General features: G+C 39.4%; 19 protein-coding genes. 4 read left to right on the top strand and 15 right to left on the bottom strand.

Annotation, left to right across the window (positions count from 1 at the left end):
• Nucleotides 1–10 precede the first annotated feature (10 nt).
• The 3 genes from abc-f to CYJ36_RS03660 form a co-directional block, all read right to left on the bottom strand.
• Nucleotides 11–1,759: a ribosomal protection-like ABC-F family protein gene (abc-f, locus tag CYJ36_RS03670; protein WP_101564890.1), complete on the bottom strand. Its 1,749-nt coding sequence runs from the start codon at nucleotides 1,757–1,759 to the stop codon at nucleotides 11–13.
• A 290-nt stretch (nucleotides 1,760–2,049) separates the two neighbouring features.
• The gene (locus tag CYJ36_RS03665) at nucleotides 2,050–2,928 is read right to left on the bottom strand and encodes an aminoglycoside phosphotransferase family protein (RefSeq protein ID WP_101564888.1); all 879 of its coding nucleotides are present in this window, start codon (nucleotides 2,926–2,928) and stop codon (nucleotides 2,050–2,052) included.
• Nucleotides 2,928–4,121 (bottom strand): acyl-CoA dehydrogenase family protein, encoded by a 1,194-nt coding sequence (locus CYJ36_RS03660; protein ID WP_101564886.1) that lies wholly within the window; start codon nucleotides 4,119–4,121, stop codon nucleotides 2,928–2,930. The genes CYJ36_RS03665 and CYJ36_RS03660 overlap by 1 nt, the downstream gene beginning before the upstream one ends.
• Before the next feature lie 146 nt (nucleotides 4,122–4,267).
• Here CYJ36_RS03660 and CYJ36_RS03655 point away from each other — a divergent pair, with 146 nt between their 5' ends.
• Together CYJ36_RS03655 and CYJ36_RS03650 are read left to right on the top strand one after the other, a co-directional pair.
• Nucleotides 4,268–5,497, top strand: coding sequence for an aminopeptidase (locus CYJ36_RS03655; protein ID WP_101564884.1), 1,230 nt, complete (start codon nucleotides 4,268–4,270; stop codon nucleotides 5,495–5,497).
• A 295-nt stretch (nucleotides 5,498–5,792) separates the two neighbouring features.
• Nucleotides 5,793–6,707 (top strand): CobW family GTP-binding protein, encoded by a 915-nt coding sequence (locus tag CYJ36_RS03650; RefSeq protein WP_101564883.1) that lies wholly within the window; start codon nucleotides 5,793–5,795, stop codon nucleotides 6,705–6,707.
• 39 nt (nucleotides 6,708–6,746) lie between these two features.
• On the opposite strand, the gene CYJ36_RS03645 is transcribed toward CYJ36_RS03650, so the two are convergent.
• Nucleotides 6,747–7,667 (bottom strand): ketopantoate reductase family protein, encoded by a 921-nt coding sequence (locus tag CYJ36_RS03645; RefSeq protein ID WP_308315261.1) that lies wholly within the window; start codon nucleotides 7,665–7,667, stop codon nucleotides 6,747–6,749.
• A gap of 93 nt (nucleotides 7,668–7,760) precedes the next feature.
• Entirely contained in the window at nucleotides 7,761–9,380 is a 1,620-nt protein-coding gene (locus tag CYJ36_RS03640) for an ABC-F family ATP-binding cassette domain-containing protein (protein WP_101564881.1), read from the bottom strand.
• Nucleotides 9,381–9,577: 197 nt separating this feature from the next.
• Between CYJ36_RS03640 and CYJ36_RS03635 the strand changes: the two genes are divergently transcribed.
• Nucleotides 9,578–9,838 (top strand): hypothetical protein, encoded by a 261-nt coding sequence (locus CYJ36_RS03635; RefSeq protein WP_101564879.1) that lies wholly within the window; start codon nucleotides 9,578–9,580, stop codon nucleotides 9,836–9,838.
• A gap of 171 nt (nucleotides 9,839–10,009) precedes the next feature.
• Here the strand turns inward: CYJ36_RS03635 and CYJ36_RS03630 are convergent, their stop codons facing one another.
• The 3 genes from CYJ36_RS03630 to lepB all read right to left on the bottom strand — a co-directional run bounded on the left by CYJ36_RS03630 (nucleotide 10,010) and on the right by lepB (nucleotide 11,868).
• Nucleotides 10,010–10,246 (bottom strand): DUF1499 domain-containing protein, encoded by a 237-nt coding sequence (locus CYJ36_RS03630; RefSeq protein ID WP_101564876.1) that lies wholly within the window; start codon nucleotides 10,244–10,246, stop codon nucleotides 10,010–10,012.
• Nucleotides 10,247–10,302: 56 nt separating this feature from the next.
• Entirely contained in the window at nucleotides 10,303–11,247 is a 945-nt protein-coding gene (locus CYJ36_RS03625) for a DUF4349 domain-containing protein (RefSeq protein ID WP_101564874.1), read from the bottom strand.
• 69 nt (nucleotides 11,248–11,316) lie between these two features.
• Nucleotides 11,317–11,868 (bottom strand): signal peptidase I, encoded by a 552-nt coding sequence (gene lepB / locus CYJ36_RS03620; protein WP_101564872.1) that lies wholly within the window; start codon nucleotides 11,866–11,868, stop codon nucleotides 11,317–11,319.
• Between the two features lie 301 nt (nucleotides 11,869–12,169).
• Here lepB and CYJ36_RS03615 point away from each other — a divergent pair, with 301 nt between their 5' ends.
• A complete protein-coding gene (locus CYJ36_RS03615; RefSeq protein ID WP_219621064.1) occupies nucleotides 12,170–12,808 on the top strand; it encodes a LysE family translocator in 639 nt (212 codons plus the stop codon).
• 108 nt (nucleotides 12,809–12,916) lie between these two features.
• On the opposite strand, the gene CYJ36_RS03610 is transcribed toward CYJ36_RS03615, so the two are convergent.
• From CYJ36_RS03610 to CYJ36_RS03580, 7 genes are all read right to left on the bottom strand, one after another.
• Nucleotides 12,917–13,516 (bottom strand): YdcF family protein, encoded by a 600-nt coding sequence (locus CYJ36_RS03610; RefSeq protein WP_101564867.1) that lies wholly within the window; start codon nucleotides 13,514–13,516, stop codon nucleotides 12,917–12,919.
• 317 nt (nucleotides 13,517–13,833) lie between these two features.
• On the bottom strand, nucleotides 13,834–15,027 hold the full coding sequence (locus CYJ36_RS03605) for an ABC transporter permease (RefSeq protein ID WP_101564865.1): 1,194 nt from the start codon (nucleotides 15,025–15,027) through the stop codon (nucleotides 13,834–13,836).
• Nucleotides 15,024–15,710, bottom strand: coding sequence for an ABC transporter ATP-binding protein (locus tag CYJ36_RS03600; protein WP_101564863.1), 687 nt, complete (start codon nucleotides 15,708–15,710; stop codon nucleotides 15,024–15,026). The genes CYJ36_RS03605 and CYJ36_RS03600 overlap by 4 nt, the downstream gene beginning before the upstream one ends.
• Nucleotides 15,707–16,834: an efflux RND transporter periplasmic adaptor subunit gene (locus tag CYJ36_RS03595; RefSeq protein ID WP_101564861.1), complete on the bottom strand. Its 1,128-nt coding sequence runs from the start codon at nucleotides 16,832–16,834 to the stop codon at nucleotides 15,707–15,709. Before CYJ36_RS03595 ends, CYJ36_RS03600 begins: the two co-directional genes overlap by 4 nt.
• The gene (locus CYJ36_RS03590) at nucleotides 16,831–17,574 is read right to left on the bottom strand and encodes a Yip1 family protein (protein WP_101564859.1); all 744 of its coding nucleotides are present in this window, start codon (nucleotides 17,572–17,574) and stop codon (nucleotides 16,831–16,833) included. Before CYJ36_RS03590 ends, CYJ36_RS03595 begins: the two co-directional genes overlap by 4 nt.
• 251 nt (nucleotides 17,575–17,825) lie before the next feature.
• Entirely contained in the window at nucleotides 17,826–19,619 is a 1,794-nt protein-coding gene (locus CYJ36_RS03585) for an ABC transporter ATP-binding protein (RefSeq protein ID WP_374702779.1), read from the bottom strand.
• A 36-nt stretch (nucleotides 19,620–19,655) separates the two neighbouring features.
• Nucleotides 19,656–21,410 carry an ABC transporter ATP-binding protein gene (locus CYJ36_RS03580; RefSeq protein ID WP_101564857.1) on the bottom strand — a complete coding sequence of 585 codons (1,755 nt, stop codon included), beginning with the start codon at nucleotides 21,408–21,410 and terminating at the stop codon, nucleotides 19,656–19,658.
• Nucleotides 21,411–21,493 lie beyond the last annotated feature (83 nt).

Genomic DNA, 21,493 nt, shown 5'->3' with positions numbered 1-21,493 from the left:
CTTTTTTCTATCATGTTAGCTTTTTCTTTTCTTTTAATAATCTGCCATACTCTGCATCAAGTTCATTAAAAGTCGGGTCTTCTCTGCTGATGACACTGAGTTTGCCTAAAACAGCTGTTAATTGGTTATCTATTTTCAGCAATTCTTTTTCTATATCAGATTCATTGAATTCTTTTTTTGCCTTTGCATTGTATTCATCAAGGCTCATCTCAACTCTGCGAACCATGCCGTCTTCAAATACAAGCAGTTTGTCACATAGTTTGTTTATGAAATACTGATCATGAGATACAATCATGATGGTACCTTCAAACTCATTAAGCGTTTCCTCAAGCTGCTCCCGGCTTGGGAGATCAAGATGATTTGTCGGCTCATCCAGGATTAGCACATCATAATCTTTCAAGATCATTGATACTAGCTTTACTCGGGTTCGCTCTCCTAAGCTTAAAGATCCGATTGTTTGCTGAAGTTTATCTTCACTTAGACCAATGTTTGCGAATATAGTGCGCGCTCTTAAAATCTGTTCTCTCTCATGGAGATCTAGTGCGTCAAGAACAGGTACATTTTCTTGTAAGTCGTTTACATCCTGGCTTAAATAGGCCAGTTTCATTGATTCACTTTTCCATAGTTCCCCGGATGTTACACCCTCAATATCTTGAAACATTCGAATGAGTGTCGTTTTTCCAGCTCCATTTTTCCCGATAATTCCAATTCTTTCTCCATGTTTTATATAAAAATGGCTTTTTTTAATTAACTGCAGATCTTCGAAGTTTTTTTCAAGTCCCTTCGCTTCAAGAATTCGTTTGCCTCTCTTTCCGCTCGCATCAAATTGAAACATAACCTTTACTTCTTCATTTGGCTTTTCAATTTTATTTTTGTCAAGCTCAGCTGTTAATCGGTTCATTTTTGATCGAACCTGGATGTCCATCTTTTTTGCTTTTACCCTGTTGTATTCCTTAAAGCCTATTTGTTTTCGTTCAGAGGGACTCCCTTGTTTGGTTGATTCGCGATGTGCTTTATCAGACCAATTTTTCAGATTTTCCATTTGCCCTTCAATCTTTTCTTTATAGCGCTGCTGCACTTCGTATTGATGGCGCTGTTCTTCAAAAAGCCTTTTCTTTTCATCTCTATAATAGGAGTAATTCCCTTTGAACTCTTTTAAAGTTCTATTTTCGAGTTCGAATATATGAGATACAGTCATATCGAGAAAATAACGATCATGAGAAATGATAAGAACTGCACCTTTAAACGTTTTCAGCTGATTTACAAGCCAATCAATTCCTTGAAAATCCAAATGATTTGTCGGTTCATCCAAAATCAGCAAATCAGGTTTAGATGACCATACATGGGCAAGCGCAAGCTTTAATTTCTCACCGCCGCTTAAATGGTGCAGCCGATCTTCCTCCCACTTTTGCACTTTTTCTAACCCTAATTTTTTTGTTGTTTCAAACAAACGATCGCCGCTCTGATCAGCTAAAACCCCTTTGAAATCATGAACGGAATAATCAACAGATTGCAGTAAATAGCCAATTTTCAGTTCTTTTTTTCTTGTAATGCTTCCCCCATCAGGGCTAAGTTTGCCATACAAAAGATTGGCAAGAGTTGTTTTGCCGGCACCATTATAGCCGACTAATCCAACGCAGTCTCCTTCCTTCAGTTCAAACTGGACATTTTCCAGGATGACCTGATCTCCATAATGTTTTTTTAAATCTTTTACTTTGAGTATCGATTTCGCCTGTCGCTGTTTTAAATTTTTAGCCATAAAAAAACCTCCCAAGTTAACCTAGAGAGGATTTCAACCATGTGAAAGAAGCATGAAGGTACATCAAATAAAATGCAATTATATGCATTAATCTGTGCATTCAGCCGGAAATGGTATGAAAAATGAGCGCACTCATCCTATTCTCTAGGTCTCGTTTTTTTGCTTATTCAAAAAACGTTTAGAAAATAAGATTAGTTCCACATGTCTCCTGTACCTTTTCCTTTCCGATATTTCAATTGATTCTAGTATATGTCGAGAAAACAAAAAATGTCAACCATTTATGAAAAGACTTACAACATGTTTTCATACATTTCTGCAAGCTGAAGGTTTGTTTCCCTGCCAGCGTCACCATCTTCCAAGCACCAGCATGCACTCAAAACAGACTGACAAAATCCCCAGTTAGTAATCCTTGCACGATTTAAACCTAACTCTTTTTCAAAGAAATCAATTCTTTTTTCAAGCACATCTAAAGGATTATTTTTATCAAATAAATAATTTTTGCAGAAGCTTGTTACTTCATATTCTGCTTCACCTATGACGCCCTTTGGATCAATGGCCAGCCACCCATTCCCGCTTCTCAAGATATTGTCTTGATGCAGATCACCATGCAAAAGGATGGGGTGAGAGATTGTATTCACCAATTCCTCGAAAAGAAGCTTTGCCTTTTGCATGATATAATCTGAAATAACATTTTGCTCACTATTCTTTAATCCATTCATCCAATCTGATAAATGAGGAAAAGAGTACTGATCTGAAAAAGGTACCCATATTTTCTTCATAATAGATGCTGCAATAGATACTGCTGTTTCATCGCACTTAATCTCTGATAACATTGTGCCGGGATTCAATTTTTCTAAGATTAATATGCCTTGATCTGTATGTTCGCTTAATAGCTTAACCATCCCGCCACTACGGCCAAACCTTTTTAAAGCAGCACTTTCTGCTTTCAAATCTTTGTGCTGAGGCAAGCCAATTTTTACAACAACCTCTTCTCCATTCTGTTTAATAGCAGGTGCGACATAATGATAGGTTAATGGATATGGGTCCCCAATTTTCAGATTCATGTTTTGCTCACATTGTGTGATGATGGCAGGCAGTTCATTTAGCCAGGCTCTTCCTTTTTCTCCATGGACTCCAACGATGGTCTGCTTAAATTGGCTGCTTAGCATTATTTCTGCTTATCTCCATCATCAAATGCCTGGTTTGCAAGGATGGAAAACGTAATTTCATCTGCTGGAGGATTGTGCAGTCCAGCTCTTACATCTCTGTAGTACCTTTGAAGGGGAAGAGAATTAAACAAACTTTGTCCTCCGACAATTCTCATTGCAAGATCCACCACTTCTACAGCCGTATTCGTTGCAACCGTCTTAGCAGCTGCAAGCTCAGCTGCGAGTTGATGACGATCTTCAGGAAAAGCATCCCACTTCTCGGCTGTACCGTATAAAAGGTGTCTGGCAGTCAGCAGCAAAAGGTCCATTTCTGCAGTCTTCCTTCTTACTTCCGGCAGCTCTTTTATTGGATGATTTAAGCTATTAGGCTGATGCTTTTTCGCAAATTGGACAGCAAAATTTCTTGCAGCTATTGCAATACCTAAATAACATGCTGGAATATGGAGGAGCCACCCTTGTGGAGCCGGTCTTTTAGAAGGCTGATTTTTCATGCCAGTAAGAGATTCTACTGGTACAGCCACATTTGCAAGGATTAAATCATCACTTCTTGTAGCTCTCATTCCAAGCGTATTCCAGGTTTCTTCAATAGATAATCCAGCTGTATCTTTTGGAATGATAAATTCCCCTACCTCTCCAGTTTCCTCAATCGTTGCAGTAATGAGGAAATAATCAAGCGCTGGTGCGAGCGACGTGAATATTTTCTTACCGTTGATTATCCACTTTCCACCATCACGTCTAGCCGTTGTTTCTGGTTTGCCGCCGCGTGCAGGGCTGCCTCCTTTTGGTTCAGAAGCAGCACTGTTAAGTAATTTGTCGAACTGTATGATTTCTCGGGAAATCCGGGCGTACGTTTTCTCATCCCACTTTTCTGTTTCTCTAATATTCATTAAGATCCCAAGATGCCATCCCAGTGATAACGCGGTCGCCCCGTCTCCCTGTGCGAGCTTTTCCTGTATTAATACAAAGTCATATAGTGAAATTTCATCCCCTCCATATTCTTTTGGGATCGATAATTTTAAGAATCCAGCTTTTTTTAAATCATTAAAATTTTCAAATGGAAAAAGAGCCTGCTGATCGTTGTAATCTGCCCGCTCTGAAAACAAAAGCGCAAGCTCAGCAGCCTTTTCTAAAAATATTCTTTGTTGCTCTGTTTTAATAAATTGTTGATCCAGCACGATCCCACCTTCTTTCATTCTCTATTTTATCTTTTAAAACATGATTAATAAAGAATTCCGATCTGACTGCTTATTTGCTTAAATAGAATACTCAGTCTTTTTTATTTCCTAAAGTTAGCAATTCTGATAAAATAGAACTAATTCTGGTTAAAGGGGATTAAAAAATGACTTCTTTTCAACAAAATCTCGAAAAGTACGCTGAGCTTGCCGTCAAAGTTGGTGTTAATATTCAACAAGGGCAAACGCTCGTTGTGAACGCTTCGCTTGATGCAGCGGAATTTGTCCGTCTCGTTGTTAAAAAAGCATATGAAACAGGTGCAAAGCATGTACAGGTTGATTGGAATGACGATATTGTGACCCGTACTAGGTTTGAACTTGCTCCGCAGGAAGCCTTTGAAGAATTTCCTGAGTGGCGCGCAAAAGGGCTTGAAACGCTTGCTGAAAATGGAGCAGCCTTCATGTCGATCGTTTCTTCTTCACCTGATTTATTAAAAGGAATTGATTCAAAAAAGATTTCTGCATCTTCAAAAGCCGCTGGCACCGCATTATCTGCATACCGCAATTATATGCAAGCGGATAAGGTGAGCTGGACTGTCATCGCTGTTCCTTCAGAAAAATGGGCTGCTAAAGTATTTCCAGATGCAGGAGATCAAGCGGTTGAAATGCTATGGGATGCGATTTTTAAAGCAACGCGCACTGATCTTGAAGATCCAGTTGTTGCTTGGAAAGAACACGATCAATCCCTGCACAGCAAAGTAGAATTTTTAAACGGAAAGAAGTACAAAAAGCTTCATTATCGCGCTAAGGGTACAGATTTAACGATTGATCTCCCTGAAAAACATTTATGGATCGGTGCTGGCAGCGTTAATGAAAAAGGCGATGATTTTATGGCCAATATGCCGACAGAAGAAGTGTTTACTGTTCCTGCAAAAGAAGGCGTAAATGGCGTTGTTGCTAGTACAAAACCGCTGAGCTACGGCGGAAATCTAATTGACAATTTCTCAATTACATTTGAAAAAGGCCGAATTACTGAAGTGAAAGCAGAAGAAGGAGAAGAAATCTTAAAAGAGTTAGTAGCAACAGATGAGGGCTCTCACTACTTAGGTGAAGTAGCGCTGGTTCCTCACGATTCTCCTATTTCTATGTCGAATGTTTTGTTCTATAACACATTGTTTGATGAAAATGCATCCAATCATTTAGCAATTGGCAATGCATATGCTTTCTGTATTGAAGGCGGTAAAAAAATGTCGCGAGAGGAACTGCTGGAAAATGGCGTTAACTCAAGCATTACCCATGTTGACTTCATGATTGGTTCTGCCGAAATGGATATCGATGGCATTTTGGAAGATGGCACGAGCGAACCATTATTCAGAAAAGGAACTTGGGCGATTTAAGAACCTAAATGCGTTTACCAATCTATATAATAATCAAAAACCTTTTGGAGGCTGCTCCAAACGGTTTTTTTGTTTTCATTTCAAATAATAAACCAATTCGCATGCCGAATTGGTTTATCTCCAGCTATTTACGCTTTTTAAACCACATTAGATCAATCGTTCCTTCTCCAACATGTGCAGAAATATAGAAAGAATTATATGTTCATTGATTGTCCTTATTTTGATAAGATGATTGACGGTAAAAGACGGATTCATGTACGATGGAGTATATGAATTGTAATGGAGCGAAGTGAAGATGAAATCAGTAGAAGTTTACATATTATCCGGTTTTTTAGGTGCCGGAAAAACCACATTGCTGAAAAATATATTAAAACAAGAACAAGCAGCAAAACGAAAAATTGCCGTCATTATGAATGAACTTGGCAAAGTATCGATCGATTCAGACGCCATAGCAGATGATATTCCTTTAAAAGAGCTATTAAATGGATGTGTTTGCTGTACGATGCAGGGTCAATTAGAAGCACAGCTCCAAGGAATGCTGTTGCAATATGATCTTGATGCCATATATATTGAAACTACAGGTGCTGCACATCCAATCGAGGTTTTAGATTCATGTTTATCTCCTGTATTTGCAGATAAGTTATCGATAAGATCGATTTTAACTCTTGTTGATGGGGGCCGCTATCAAGATAGACATGCTTTAAGCATTCAAGTGCAAAAGCTCTTGCAGGAGCAAATTCATCATGCAGATTTAGTCATCATTAATAAAATTGATCACCTGTCTGAATCGGAGCAAGCCGCACTTGTCTATGACATTCAGAATATTGCGTCGGATTCCAAGGTTATGCTGACACAGTTTGCAAATATTCGCTTAAGCGATTTTCAGCAAATCAAGAGAATGAAACAGAAAGAGCACCAGAAATCACACGTTCAGCTTGATTTGCATTTAAAGACATATGTTCACACTTTTGAAAAACAAATTGATTTTGATGCCTTTGAAGACTTTCTAAGAAATATGCCAGACACTATTTACCGCATAAAAGGGTACCTGTCATTCACACATTCAGCCGATACGTACTTATTCCAATATTCATATGGCATGCCCCTTTACTTAAAAGAGCCTGTAAAAATGAAAAATACAGTTGTTTTTATTGGGGAGAATTTAGACCATTCACAGCTTCATTATGAGCTTAATTCTTTGCAAAAATAAGCAGTTAAAAAGCCGTCCTCATTAAAAGGACGGCTTTTCTTATCGATTCACTTCATACATTTTCAAATTTGCATACACCATAGATAAAATAGGTGCATCAATGGAATGCAGTTTGGCCATTTCAAGAAGATAGCCTTGCAAATGATCTGCTTCAACTTCAAATTCTTTCTCCATATCCCTCTGCATGGATGACTTCATTCCAGCTGTCATGTTATGTATTTTATTAATTTGTATTTCTTCAACGTTATCTGCAATCGGAGCACCTGCAGCCCGCATAATCCTCCCAATTTCAAAAAATAGGTTTTCAATTGCCGCAAGCCCATACTCATTCTCCCGAATAGGCCCGATCGGAGAGCGAAAAAGCGTTGTAACACCAGATAAACCAGCTATGAACATATACTTATGCCACATATCAGTAATAATTGTATCGCTTTTATGAATCGTCGCCTTTGTACCAGAAAATAAAGCTTCCAGTTTTTTCACGCTATCTGCTTGTGACTCTGTGATGGCTCCGTAAACAAGTTCATGAATGGGACTTGTCTGCACAATTGAACCTTCTTGATCTAAAGTAGTTTCAATAAAACATAAACCTCCAATGACTCTTTCTTTTGAAAATGTCTCTTGCAGGGCATCCAAGTGTGAATATCCATTTAGAAGCGGTAAAATTAGCGTATGATCTCCAACAAAAGGGTTAATCTCTTTGATGACATTTTTTAGATGATAGGATTTAACCGATAAAAGAATCAAATCATAAGTCTCATCCTTCTGTGTTGCCAGTCTTGTTTTGGGATCGATATCCACATCACCATGTACGCTTTTTACTTTCAACCTGTTGTCAGCTAACTGTGCTGCTCTTTTTTCCCTAACTAGAAAAGCAACATCTTCCCCTTTTTCTGCTAAACGCGCTCCAAAATAGCCTCCAACTGCTCCTGCACCCACAACCAGTGTTTTCATTTTCATGTCCCCTTCCCCTATATTCTCAGTTTATAGAATATTTAATAAAAAGACAAAAAATCCTGCTCGTTACGAGCAGGATTTTTTAGATGCCGTTTCTTATGCGTACATTGATTGAATCTGTTTTTGAACATCTGCGTTTTCCAAATATTCATCATACGTCATTTGTTTATCAATGACTCCGTTCGGTGTTACTTCAATGATGCGGTTTGCAATCGTCTGAACGAACTGATGGTCATGAGACGTAAATATCATAGCGCCCTTAAATGCAATTAATCCATTGTTCAAAGCCGTGATTGATTCTAAGTCTAAATGGTTCGTAGGCTCATCTAATAGAAGAATATTTGAGCTGCTGAGCATCATTTTAGACAGCATGCAGCGGACTTTTTCTCCTCCAGACAAGACACTTGCCTTTTTAAGAACTTCTTCACCAGAAAATAGCATTCTTCCAAGGAATCCGCGAAGGAAGCTTTCACTTTGGTCATTAGGCGAGTATTGACGAAGCCAATCAACCAAATTCGATTCAACGCCTTCGAAAAATTCACTATTGTCTTTAGGGAAATATGCCTGAGAAGTCGTCACACCCCATTTGAATGTTCCGCTGTCCGCTTCTATTTCACCCATAAGAATCTTAAACAAAGTGGTAATGGCAATCTCATCGCGGCCGACAAGTGCAATTTTATCTTCTTTGTTCATTATAAAACTAATATTATCAAGTACTTTCACACCATCGATTGTCTTCGAAATGCCATCAACGCGCAGGACATCATTGCCGATTTCACGCTCTGGAGTAAAACCAACCCAAGGGTAGCGGCGTGATGAAGGTTTGATATCATCAAGAGAAATTTTATCAAGTGACTTCTTACGCGAAGTTGCCTGCTTCGATTTCGATGCATTTGCACTAAAGCGAGCGATAAACGCTTGAAGCTCTTTGATTTTCTCTTCTTTTTTCTTGTTGGCATCCGACGCCATGCGGGCTGCAAGCTGACTGGATTCATACCAGAAATCATAGTTTCCGGCATAGACTTGAATTTTCCCATAATCAAGGTCTGCAATATGCGTACAAACTTTGTTTAAGAAGTGGCGGTCATGGGATACAACGATGACTGTATTTTCAAAGTTGATCAAGAATTCTTCAAGCCATCCAATTGCCTTAATGTCCAAATGGTTGGTAGGCTCATCCAGAAGAAGAACGTCCGGCTTGCCGAAAAGAGCCTGTGCAAGCAATACTTTCACTTTGTCTCCGCCTGTTAAATCAGCCATTTTTTTCGTGTGAAGGTCTTCTGCGATACCTAATCCTTTTAAAAGAATGGCAGCTTCACTTTCAGCTTCCCACCCGTTTAGTTCTGCAAACTCACCCTCAAGCTCGGCAGCACGCATGCCATCTTCATCAGAGAAATCAGCCTTCATGTAAATGGCATCCTTCTCCTGCATCACTTCATAAAGACGGGCATGGCCCATAATAACAACTTTCATGACTTCATGCTCTTCATATTCAAAATGATTTTGTTTCAGTACGGCCAAACGCTCGCCAGGCCCTAAGCTGACATGACCAGATTGTGCTTCAATCTCACCTGATAGAATTTTGATAAAAGTTGATTTCCCTGCGCCATTTGCACCGATTAATCCGTAACAGTTGCCAGGGCTGAATTTTATATTAACATCTTCAAAAAGTTTGCGGTCACCATAGCGCAATCCAACATTGCTTACTGTAATCATTAAAGTTAGTCCTCCATCTATACATAATCTACAAAATTATAACACGAACTCGCGAAAAAAAATAATAGTAGTATGTATGTTGTGCAAATATATATTTCTTTTCATGCTAATTCCACCAAATGTTCACATTCCATTGGTTTGGCATCACACTGTTTTATGATAGGATTATGTGTATTACACCGTGGAGGTTACGCATAGTGAAATTATTAACACTGCTTGAATACTCGCTCTATATCTTGTTTACTGGCCTGTTCCTTGCATTTACAGGCTTTAAAACGAGCAACATTACTTTTTTTATCGGTCTTGTGGTCATTTACCTGCTTGTTCACTTTTTCAGCAAAAAAATATTAACTAAGTATGGAAAAATCGATGATAAGGTATCCTTTTTTAAATCAATAATGGGGATTATTGGTGCTGTTTTTGTAACAATGCTTATACTTACACTGATTTACACCTAAAAACAGACATTCCGATAAGGGATGTCTGTTTTTTTAATCGGAATTTCTTTTTTGAATCACTCATGTATTTCGTTCATGCGTTTTCGATAAACGCCAAAATCATACTATCCCGTTCAAGAGGATGAGCGAAACTGAATCTTTTGGTCTCCGGATGCAATAAAAAGTTCAGCATCATCTTTGAATTTCAGCATTTTCGAAGAGAAAAACCGCATGAAGATAATTTTTCCTTTGCTCAGCAATTTCTGCGTATTCCATCGTATGAAGAATATTTATAAGATGACTCATTGCTTCGTCTGCGTCACCTTCAAATGGTATTGGACCCATAGCGTGGCAGCCAGAAGAATTTACAGTCGACAAACAGTTCTTTTTCGTTTTTGGACAAGCTTTAATTTTTTTTGCAGTTGTCATTTTTATTCCGCCTTTCCCTTCTTTTTCCCAGTGGGAACAAAAAGGGAAACGTTCGATTATTCACCCATATCAGCTGGAGGCGATGGATTGTCTTTTTTCATGAATTTACGAATCCCAAACCAAATGCCTAAACCGATGATGAATAAGACGAAAAGCATCGGAAGGTTGCCTATTATAAAGACGATAATGGCAGATCCTGCAGCAAGCAAAGAATTTAAACTCTCCATAAATTGTTTTTTCGTTTTTTCCCACGTATTCAAATCTTCGTTTTCTAACCCCGGCACATTCACTTTATTCTCGGAAATATGCAAGGTAATCGTGGCAAAAGCTGTTTGCTTGTTCAAATAGTTTATTCTTCCTGTTAATTGTTCCATTTCTTGCTGTACCGTACTTAAATCCGAAGAAATTTTTAAAAGATCCTCCGTTTTTTGTGCTTCTTTCATAAAACTTAATAACCGTTCTTCCACCACTTTTTTTGATTTCAGTCTGGATTCTAAATCAACATACTCCTCTGTAACATCCTGGCCGGAAACCGTCTGCTGATTGACCTTTACGCTTCCTTCTTCAACGATATTTATAAAGTCACGAAATTTTTCTTGTGGTACTTTAAAAGTCATCGTGCCTTCTTGAGGAGCTTCTTCTTCACTTGTGTATGTATTTGATTCTAGAACATATCCTCCTAGTGAAGCAATTTCATCTTGAAAAGAAGCTGAAGATTGACTGAAGTTTTTCACTTGAATATAAAGCTCTGCTGTATAGATGACTTTACGATTATCCGGAACTCCAGATGCGGAATTTTCCTGATTTGCAGATTTCGCTCCTGATTCATCGGCCATTTCAGTTTTCGATTCCATTGCCATATCATTGTCTGCTGTATTTCCGCTATCAATGCTTGCCGATTTGTCAGAGCTTTGATCCGATTTTTCTTCAGAGCCGCTGCTGCACGCTGTCAATCCTAAGGAAAAAAATAAGAAAAAAATAAAAAACCAATTCTTTTTCATGTATTCACACTCCCTTTTATATAACCGATTAGACGAGAGTGATTTCCAAATCGTTACAAAAAAGAAGAGTTATTTTGTTTTTCTCATCTTTTCAAACGGAAAGAATACAAATTCCGCTTTACCGGCAATTTTCTCTTTTGAAATACTTCCTAAGCCATTTCTTGAGTCCATGCTGTTTGCCCGATTATCTCCCATCACAAAGATCTTCATATCGGGTACAGTTATCGCATTGAAGTTTTCCATAAGGAAGGATCCTTGTTTAGCAGCTTTTTCCTCATTAAACTGTAAGTATGGTTCCTCGATAATCTGACCATTTATTAGAAGCTGATGATTTTCCACTTCAATTCGATCACCCGGGAGTCCTTTCACTCTCTTTACATAGTGAATATCCTTTTCCTCTCCATCAATAATCACGATATCTCCACGTTTTACCTCTCCAATCATAAAGCTTGCCTTATTTACAAACAGGTGCTCTCCGTCATGGAGCGTGGGGTCCATAGAGGAACCCTCAACCAAATATGGCTCAAAGAGGAAAAGCCTGATGATGAGTGCAAGCCCTGCTGCAATCATGATGGCCTTGCCCCATTCAAAAAACGGGTTTGATTTCTTTTCACCTGACATATATATCCCTCCCCTTAAATAAAAAGATGCATCCTATATAAGTTTGCTTTTTATTCATTAATATCCTGTTTTTATCTAGTAAAAAAGGAATAAATCCATCCCTCCTTTCCCTTTAATGAGCCCTGATTCTGCAGGTATACAGGCTCTTACTTGCCGTAATAAGAGAATTCATATTCAGTTCACTGCCTTTTAGCATAGTTTGACCTTGTGATTTATTTCCACATTAAAGAATTTATGAACAATAAACTCATTGTGCCTGAATACACTTAATGGACAAGGATTGGAAAGGCAGATGATGAAAATGGAGAGCTTACTTTTGATCTTAAAACCCATCGTACTCGGCATCAGTCTTGCAGCACCTGTTGGGCCGATCAAGCTGGAAATGATTAAAAGAGGGATAACGGGGGGATTTTGGCCTGCAATGCTTGTTGGGATCGGTGCCATTACTGTGGATCTTATCCTGATGTTCGGAATCTTTCTTGGTCTGATTACGTTTCTTGAAAGTGACATATTCTCTGCGTTATTAAGCTCAGTCGGTTGTTTTCTTTTAGGAAGGCTGGGCGTGAGAAGCATCATTCGCTCATTCTCTTCTGATAAAATGATTGACGAAAGCAAAGAAAAAATAAATGCTGGAGGCTCTTATTGGACTGGGCTTTTCATCGCTCTTGGGGATCCGTTTATCTTTGTCTTTTGGCTCGGTGTATATGGCTCTTCCCTGACAAGTCTTGGACCACACCATACATTTATCTATTTATTGATATACAGTTTGCTGATTATTGGAGGCGTAACACTTTGGAATTTAAATGTAGCTCTTACAGTTCATTTTATCAGGGAGTTTATACATGATAAAATGCTGAAAGCCGTAACATTTTTCGCAGGTATCTTTTTACTTTTTTTCAGTATGAAATTATTTTTGCAAGTGATTCATTATGTGATGTGAAAAACTGTTACTCAGTAATCAAACTTACCGAAAAGAGCCTTCATAAAACTCTCATAATAACCAAAGGAAGAGGATTCATCCAATTGGAAGATCCTCTTTTCTTAATTTCTATTCAAATGGGGATGTTACCAAATATCCTGCGTAAAAAAGCACTTCTTTAGAATAGACAGGCAATTTTGTTTCCCAAGTCCGGTAGGCCGAAGTCGTAGTCGGTGAAGAATAGGCATCCATTCCGAGCTTTTCTGCAAGCAATAGCGAACGTTTCATATGATAAGGGTCGCTCACGATTGTATACGTGTGCAAACCAGCTTTTTTCCCTTCTTCAAATGCATATTTCAAATTATCTACTGTCAGTCTGGAGTTTGTTTCAATTAAGATATCCGATTCTTTTACTTGCTGCTTAAGCGCATAGTTTTTCCCGACAGCCGCTTCTGGCAAATCCGTTTGAATGGCTTTGCCTCCTGTAAAGATGATCTTTGAAACGTCTCCATTCTTATAAAGCCGTATCGCATGATTAATGCGCTCTTTAAAGACAGGAGACGGTTCCTCGCCCCATGCTGCAGCCCCAAGTACAATCGCAGCATCCGTCTTTACAGTTTCATGATGGTTGCCAAAAAGCCAGATGCTTGCTGAAGCATAAACAAAAAGGCCGAGAACCGCAATCAGAAGCATCTTAAATAGTAATAACGTAAATTTTCTTATTTTCATTTATATCATCCCAATCTCATTTGCACATGAAATACCTATACCCTTTTTACCATCATCATTTGCATCGGGCAAGAGATTTTTTTTGTTAATTGTTAGATATACAAGGCTCTTTTCAAAACGATTGGTGCTTAACAATCGAATTTAGAGCATTAAATCGTTGCTAGGGACTATTTAAAGATATTTTATTAGAAAAGAGTGCGAAACCTTGCTAACAGATGCAGAAGAGTTTTCCTGCGAAAACAAAACTATTAATGAACTAAGCTATATTAATCAATGGACGAATTAAAATAAGCTCATCAAAAGAGATGAGCTTATCATTATTCATATCTAAGAGATTCAATCGGATCAAGTCGTGCTGCTTTATTTGCCGGCAGCATACCGAAAATGACACCGATGATCATTGAGAATGCGAGTCCGCCAAGGACAACCTGCCATGAAATGAGCGAAGGCCAGCCTGCAAAGAGGGATACAAGTGATGCTCCTCCAGCTCCGAGTAAGATGCCGATGATTCCGCCGATAAGCGTGAGTGTAATGGATTCAATTAAAAACTGGGTGAGAATTTGTCTTTTCGTCGCACCAAGCGCTTTTCTGATTCCAATTTCACACGTTCTTTCCGTAACAGATACGAGCATAATATTCATGACTCCGATGCCTCCGACAAAAAGGGAAATCCCGGCAATTGATCCGATGATTAACGTCATGATCCTCGTAACCTGTCCTATGCCCTCAGAGATTTCTTCCATGTTGAATACTTGATAGGCTTCGTCTTTATCATGTTTTTGATTAAGCATTGTCGTTGCTTTCTTGCCTGCTTCCTGAAGATCTTCTGCACTTTTTGCCTGCAGTGTTACTTGATTGAAATCAGTCTTTCCAAAAGATGCACGATATGTATTGGAAGGCAGGTAGATTTCCATCGATCCAAAGGAAAATAGGCCGGTTGGCTTCTCAAGCACTCCGATGATTTCAAAGGGCTGACCGTTCACCCATACTACTTCCCCAAGAGGATCTGTTTCTTTAAATAGTTCCTCTTGTGTCGCCTGGCTGATAATCCCAACGCGGCGCCCTCCAATAAAGTCACCCTCTACGAGATTTCTCCCTGAATCAATCTTCAGCTCGTTTACTTCAATATATGCCTGATTGATCCCGTAGATCGAAACATCTGCTGTATCTTCTCTAAAACGGGCCTGCATGAATTCCGAGCTTGAAGCAACGACTTTAGAGACTTCTTGAATCTCGCCCAGATCCTCAATATCAGACTGAGTAAATGTTGATTCCATATAGGCATTAGGATTTGACTGCATTTCTTCATCGCTTGGCTGGTAAAACACTTCGATTGTATTGCTTGAGCCTGTGAATTGTGATTTCAGCATTTGTTCGCCGCCCTGTCCAATGGCGACAACTAGAATAACAGAAGCAACTCCAATGATAATGCCAAGCATTGTCAGGATCGATCTTAGTTTATGGGCAAGAACAGAAGAAAACGCCATTCGTATGTTTTCGATTATGCTCATGCGTTTCTCCTTTCCGCCCCATGAGACTGAATTTCACCATCACGTACCATGATGATCCGCTTCGTATAATCAGCAACTTCCTGTTCATGTGTGACGATAATGACAGTCGTTCCTTCAAGATTCAGGCTTGAGAATTGCTGCATAATGGACTCGCTTGTTTTTGTATCTAGTGCACCTGTAGGTTCGTCAGCGAGAATCAATCTCGGCTGATTCACGATTGAACGTGCAATTGCAACACGCTGCTTTTGTCCGCCCGATAACTCATTAGGCAGATGATGCATGCGATCAGCAAGTCCTACTTTTTCTAAAGCATGAATCGCTCTTTCCTCCCGCTCTTTTTTCTTCAAGCCAGCATAAACCATAGGCAGCTCAACATTTTTTAAAGCCGTTAGCCGCGGCAGCAGCTGAAATTGCTGAAAAACAAAACCGATCGAAAGATTTCTGACTTTGGCAAGTTCTGTGTCCTGATAGCCTGCAACATCTTCTTCATCCAGAAAATAGTGGCCTTTTGTCGGTTTATCCAAACAGCCGATAATGTTCATTAATGTTGATTTGCCTGATCCAGAGGGACCCATAATGGATATGAATTCTCCCTCTTCAATGGTTAAATCGATTTCTTTCAAAACGTCGAAAGACTCTTTTCCGACCTTGTAGCTTTTCGTAATGCCGGAAAGCTTAATCATTTTACCGTCACTTCCGTCCCGCTCAGAAGGTCGTCTTTCGGCTTTGATATTATCTCATCTTTATTTGTTAAGCCTTCTTCCACTTCCATGTATTCAGAAGAAGTTGAGCCAATTTCGATGGATTTCTTCTTCGTTTTACCATCCTCTACTGTATAAACAAAATAGTCTTCTCCGTCTTGTTTAACTGCATCAATTGGCACTGATTGAACGGTTCGTTTTTCGGTTTCAATCTCCATGATCAATTTGAAGCCAGGCTTGGCCTTTATATCACTGCCCTCTATTGTCACTTCAATTGGATATTGAACAGCAGCATTTTCTGATCCCATTGCACTTGCTGACACTTCGGGAAGCAGTCCGATCTTAGTGACTTTTCCCTTCCATTCAGTGTCAGCTACAACATCTGAACTGAGTGTAACAGGCTGACCGTCAACAACCTTTAACGAATCGTATTCTGACAAAACGCCGCTGACGATAAATTGATCTGTTTTTGCGATATGTATGACAGCTGCCACTGTTCCCTGGTCAGAAACTTGTTCAGGATTTTTTTCGATTGTAATCACATTTCCTGCGATATCACTTTTCACTTCAAGATTTTTCAGCTGTTTTTCAATGGTTTCTTTTTGGAGCTGTAGCTGACGAAGCTCGATATCTGCCATCTTCTGCTCCATTTTCAGCTGATCTCGTTCTGTTTCAATTGTTTTTTCTGCTTCTTCTTCACCGACTTGCTTTTCTAGATCTTCTTGTTTATCGCTCAAATCTTTTATTTGGTCTTTAAGCTGGTTGATTTTGAGGTTGCTTGATTCAATGGATAATGCATTTTGCTCCTTTTCAAGATTCAGCTGTTCATTTTCATAGCGAAGGAGGGGAGTCCCCTCCTTTACTGCGTCTCCTTCTTTCACAAGGATTTCACCTATTTCGCCCTTCTCAGGTTCTTGGTATATATATTGTTCAGTTTGAAACTTAAGCGTACCCGGCACCATTACATTTGATGCAATCTCACGTTCGGTCAGCTGAACTGTATTTACTGTGACATTCTCTTTATTCATTGCCCGATATACATTAACGCCGATAAGCAAAGCTAAAATTGTAACGACACCTATTGATATCCAAATTTTTTTCTTCATACTGCCGGGAACGCCTCTCCCAGTACCCCTCCTGCTACTGCTAAAATAACACCTACTGCAAAGAAAATAATGGAAATTGTCCAAGAAGCAGCTTTAGATAGACCTGCTACCCGCTGAAGACCCATAGCAGTCAGGATCAGTCCCCAAATTGTAAACACTTCAATCGTCATCAATAATCCGCCTAATCCGCCTTCAGCACCTGCAATGCTATTTAAGCTAGTATACGGGTTGACATAATTCTCTTCCTTTACTAAAAAGGCAATAAGTCCATTTAACAGTGTTCCAATTGACGTCACAAATGAAATATAAATCGTCATAGAAAAAATTTGCTTAAATTTAACGGCGGATCCAACCATTTTCGTAATGGCAAGCGTAATTGCAGCCATAATCAAAAGTACGATAACACTTCCAATACCGCCAACTACAACACCGGCAACTCCCATAATTGTACTGAACATGGCAGCCTCAGCCTTTGAAACTCCAAGGTCTGATGACAAGTCTCCAGTAAGTCCGGCGCCATGGATAAATGATAAGACTGAACCAACTATCAACATTAGTGTAACCAACAGGATTCCCACAAGAACCTTCGGGTTTTGGCGAATGCGGTCAAATTGCTCTCCAGGGTTCATAATCATTCCGAATAAAGATGGCTTAGGTGATGGAGGTGTATTTCCTTCCATCACCGGGTTTGTTTGCTGTTCCATAATCCAATAACCTCCATTTTTTATATGATCTGTCATTAATACGATTCATTTTAACAATTGGTTTCAACATTTTCTATTTTTCTTTGAAAATATTTTTTATCAGAAAGCGCAAGCGCCCGTTTAGCTCAGACAAACAGATAAGAATCCGGCAGAAAAGTCCGGTTTTGACTTTTTGATGGATTTGTTCTGGCCGAGGAGCTGGGCGATTCCGCTCGCCATCAATGCGCAAAAACTTATTCATATCTCTTTAAAAAAAGAGCCACCCATTCGGATTGGCTCTCTGTCTATTAACCTGCATCAAGCATTCTAAACTGGGCCTTAACAAGCTCGAAATAGATTCCCTGCTGCTTCATAAGTTCTTCGTGATTTCCTTGTTCCATAATATTTCCATGATCGAGTACGATGATGTTATCCGCCTCGCGAATGGTCGATAAGCGATGCGCTATCATGATTGCGGTTCTGCCTTTTAGAAGCGTTTTTAATGCCAGCTGAATTTTCACTTCTGATTCTGTATCGATACTTGCTGTCGCTTCATCCAAAATTAATATTTTCGGATCGGCAAGGATTGCCCTCGCAAATGAGAGAAGCTGTCTTTCTCCAACAGATAAGACGTTTCCTCGTTCTTCTACCTCTGTATGATAACCGTTTGCTAAATCTTTAATAAAGTCATCTGCTCCAACTGCCTCTGCTGCAGCGATCACTTGTTCATCTGTTGCATCCGGTCTTCCAAACCGTATGTTTTCCATAATTGTACCTGAGAAAATAAAGGTATCTTGAAGGACAACACTTATTTGTGACCTTAAGCTTCCAATTGATAGATCTTTAATATTATAGCCATCAATTTTCACCTCACCGCCAGTTGCATCATAAAAGCGGCTGATCAAATTGGCGATCGTCGTTTTGCCTGAACCTGTGTGCCCGACAAGTGCGACAGTCTGGCCTGCATCCATTTGAAGAGAAACCCCTTTTAAGGCTTTTCGGGTTCCATCATATGAAAATTCAACTTTATCAAACTCAATTTTTCCTTTTATATCTTCAAGGACGACAGGATCTGCTGATTCTGAAACAATTGGTTTTTCATCTAAAAATTCAAAGATCCGTTCAGATGAAGCCATTCCCATCAGCAATTGATTATACACCTGGCCAAGTCTTGAAATCGGCTCCCAGAACATTCCTAAGTAAAAGGCGAAAGATACGAATTCACCAATTGTAATCGAGTCATTTGCAATCAACGATGCACCGAACCAAATGAGAATCGCTGTTCCAATCGCATTTGTCATCTCAACAAAAGGACGGAATACCGCATTTTTCTGAGTGGCATCCTGCCAGCTGTCAAAATTTTCAGTGTTGATGCCATCAAAGAATTCAATGTTTTCATTTTCCTGAGTATAAGCTTGGGTGACACGAATGCCTTGAATGCTTTCATTCAGATGAGAATTCAGCATCGATTGCTTCAAACGAACCGTTTGCCACGATCTCCGGATTTTTTTGCGCAGGCTTGTTGAAATAAAAAACATCACCGGCAAAATAATCATGATCGAGAGGGCAAGCGGCGGGCTGATTGTAAACAGAATCACAATAACTCCAATCAACAGCAGGAAATCCATTAACAGGTTAATAACCCCGCTTGTAAAAAGCTCCTGCAACGAGTTAATATCATTCATGATCCGGACAAGAATAGAACCCGCAGATCTTGAGTCAAAAAAACGGTGTGAAAGAGATTGAACGTGGGTAAACAAATGCTTCCTCAAATCATAAATGACATTTTGCCCGAGCATGTTCATCCACCTGATCCGCAGCGTATTTGCCACATAAGATACAAGGTAAAGCCCAAATATGGACCCTACCAGCACCCAAAGCAAATCTAAATCCTTTTGAACGATCGCTTTATCAAGTGTGTATACCCCTATTAATATAGGAACTATCAAACGGACAATGGTGGTCAGTATAACAGTAAGAAAAGAGAGGGGCAGGAGGTTTTTCGCATAAGGCTTAATGTACGCCATCAGCCTCCCCATTTGCTTCCAGTTAAATGATTTTTCAATGATCTGATCTGTTGAGTAATAGAATCTCTGCTTAATTAAATCTTGCTTTTCTTTCTTTTGCACATTTTTCACCTACCCTGCATTTGACTGTACAACAGCTTTTTGATCCTTATATTGAATGTCATAAATTCGCTTGTAAGGTCCGCCTGTTTGCAGAAGTTCTTCATGTGTGCCTCTTTCGGCTACTTCGCCATTTTCAAGCACAATAATTTCATCTGCATGCTTTAAGGAAGAAATCCGATGAGCAATAATAATCGTTGTGCGATCCTTCATGACTGTCTTTAAATCCTTTTGAATGCGGAACTCAGTGTCCATATCAACTGCACTTGTTGAATCATCCAAAATCAGAATGCTCGGATCAACACAAATGGCACGCGCAATGGATATTCTCTGCTTTTGACCGCCTGATAAGCCCATGCCCCGTTCACCAAGCATCGTATCATACCCATCTGGAAGCTCCATGATAAATTCGTGCGCCTGAGCGCGTTTTGCCGCATCTATAATCTCATCCATTGTCGCATTTGGTTTTCCATATGAAATATTTGATTTGATCGTTGTCGAGAATAGGAACGATTCTTGAAGCACAACTCCGATGCTGCCCCTTAAAGCTTTTAAGGAATGGTCTTTGATGTTCTTTCCGTCCAGCAGAATCTCACCAGATGTCGGTTCATAGAAACGTGTCAATAATTGTGTGACCGTTGTCTTACCTGACCCGGTTGCGCCAATCAGTCCAACTGTTTTTCCTGGCGGTGCCTCAAATGACACATTAGTCAAAGCAGGTACGTCTTCTTCATTATATTGGAGTGAAACATTTTTGAAGGCTACATGACCTGATAATTTGTTTGATGATAATTCATGATCGGCATCACTGATCTCTTCGTCTGCTTCTAAAATTTCAAGCAGGCGCTCACCAGATGCTTTTGCTTGAGAAAATAAATTGATGACAAATCCTAAGTTCATAATCGGCCACATGATATACCAGACAAGACTGTAAAAAGCAACAAGCTCACCCGGCTTCAGGCTTCCATCAATAACCATGTATCCTCCAAAAGCAAGCAAAGCAACCACACATATATTTCCGATGAATTCCATCAGCGGAAAATATTTAGCCCATACATCTGAAGTGTCTAAATATTTCTGCCTGTAATCGTTATTCGATGAATTGAATTTTGAGATTTCGAACTCTTCTCTTGATAAAGATTTTACTGTATGAATGCCGCTGATATTTTCCTGGACATTGGTATTCAGCTTCCCGAATGATTTACGGATTCCTCTGAATGCAGGGTGTACCCGCTTATCGAACTTGTATACGACGACAGCTAAAAATGGCAGAGCTGCAATCGTTACAAACGTTAGCGGAACAGAGTAATAAAACATGACACACAAACTGATAACAATTAAAATGATGAATCTGATTAATTCTGCAATCCCAAATGAGAGGAAAAAGCGGAAGCCCTCCACATCTGCTGTCAGTCTAGACATTAGATCTCCTGTTTTCGCATTGTCATAATAGCGAAACGGAAGACGCTGCAGTTTTTCATAAAGCTCATTTCTCATTCTGTAAACAGATTTAATCCCGAACATATCCCCTAAATACTGGTGAAAATAAGTCGCAATTCCCTTTACAACCATAATGCCGACAAACCCGAGTGCAATCCATGGTACGAGAGAAAACTGCTCTTTTAACACGACATCGTCAATAGTAAACTGCAAAACCATCGGGTATACAACTGTGATTGCCGTCATAATCAGCAAAAATCCCATCGACCATAAAAAATCGTTTTTGTAAGGCATATAAAAGGCCCTTAGTTTTTTAAATGTTTCCACCTGAAATTCCCTCCTTTGGCCTTTAACATTTTCATTTAACCTGCAAAATATTTACAACGTATTACTTAATATATCGGGTTTCG

The sequence above is a fragment of the Bacillus sp. UMB0893 genome (assembly GCF_002858905.1).
In the GTDB taxonomy this organism is placed as follows: domain Bacteria; phylum Bacillota; class Bacilli; order Bacillales; family Bacillaceae; genus Bacillus_P.
The sequence above is the reverse complement of the archived record's forward strand: the minus strand, read 5'-3'. Positions and strand labels throughout refer to the sequence as shown.

What these genes read in the sequence shown, in the direction of transcription:
- CYJ36_RS03600 (WP_101564863.1), bottom strand. Translation starts at nt 15,710, where the DNA reads ATGATTAAGCTTTCCGGCATTACGAAAAGCTACAAGGTCGGAAAAGAG.
- abc-f (WP_101564890.1), bottom strand. Translation starts at nt 1,759, where the DNA reads ATGGCTAAAAATTTAAAACAGCGACAGGCGAAATCGATACTCAAAGTA.
- CYJ36_RS03660 (WP_101564886.1), bottom strand. Translation starts at nt 4,121, where the DNA reads ATGAAAGAAGGTGGGATCGTGCTGGATCAACAATTTATTAAAACAGAG.
- CYJ36_RS03640 (WP_101564881.1), bottom strand. Translation starts at nt 9,380, where the DNA reads ATGATTACAGTAAGCAATGTTGGATTGCGCTATGGTGACCGCAAACTT.
- CYJ36_RS03605 (WP_101564865.1), bottom strand. Translation starts at nt 15,027, where the DNA reads ATGAGCATAATCGAAAACATACGAATGGCGTTTTCTTCTGTTCTTGCC.
- CYJ36_RS03645 (WP_308315261.1), bottom strand. Translation starts at nt 7,667, where the DNA reads ATGAAAATGAAAACACTGGTTGTGGGTGCAGGAGCAGTTGGAGGCTAT.
- CYJ36_RS03655 (WP_101564884.1), top strand. Translation starts at nt 4,268, where the DNA reads ATGACTTCTTTTCAACAAAATCTCGAAAAGTACGCTGAGCTTGCCGTC.
- CYJ36_RS03595 (WP_101564861.1), bottom strand. Translation starts at nt 16,834, where the DNA reads ATGAAGAAAAAAATTTGGATATCAATAGGTGTCGTTACAATTTTAGCT.
- lepB (WP_101564872.1), bottom strand. Translation starts at nt 11,868, where the DNA reads ATGTCAGGTGAAAAGAAATCAAACCCGTTTTTTGAATGGGGCAAGGCC.
- CYJ36_RS03610 (WP_101564867.1), bottom strand. Translation starts at nt 13,516, where the DNA reads ATGAAAATAAGAAAATTTACGTTATTACTATTTAAGATGCTTCTGATT.
- CYJ36_RS03665 (WP_101564888.1), bottom strand. Translation starts at nt 2,928, where the DNA reads ATGCTAAGCAGCCAATTTAAGCAGACCATCGTTGGAGTCCATGGAGAA.
- CYJ36_RS03590 (WP_101564859.1), bottom strand. Translation starts at nt 17,574, where the DNA reads ATGACAGATCATATAAAAAATGGAGGTTATTGGATTATGGAACAGCAA.
- CYJ36_RS03630 (WP_101564876.1), bottom strand. Translation starts at nt 10,246, where the DNA reads ATGACAACTGCAAAAAAAATTAAAGCTTGTCCAAAAACGAAAAAGAAC.
- CYJ36_RS03650 (WP_101564883.1), top strand. Translation starts at nt 5,793, where the DNA reads ATGAAATCAGTAGAAGTTTACATATTATCCGGTTTTTTAGGTGCCGGA.
- CYJ36_RS03625 (WP_101564874.1), bottom strand. Translation starts at nt 11,247, where the DNA reads ATGAAAAAGAATTGGTTTTTTATTTTTTTCTTATTTTTTTCCTTAGGA.
- CYJ36_RS03615 (WP_219621064.1), top strand. Translation starts at nt 12,170, where the DNA reads ATGGAGAGCTTACTTTTGATCTTAAAACCCATCGTACTCGGCATCAGT.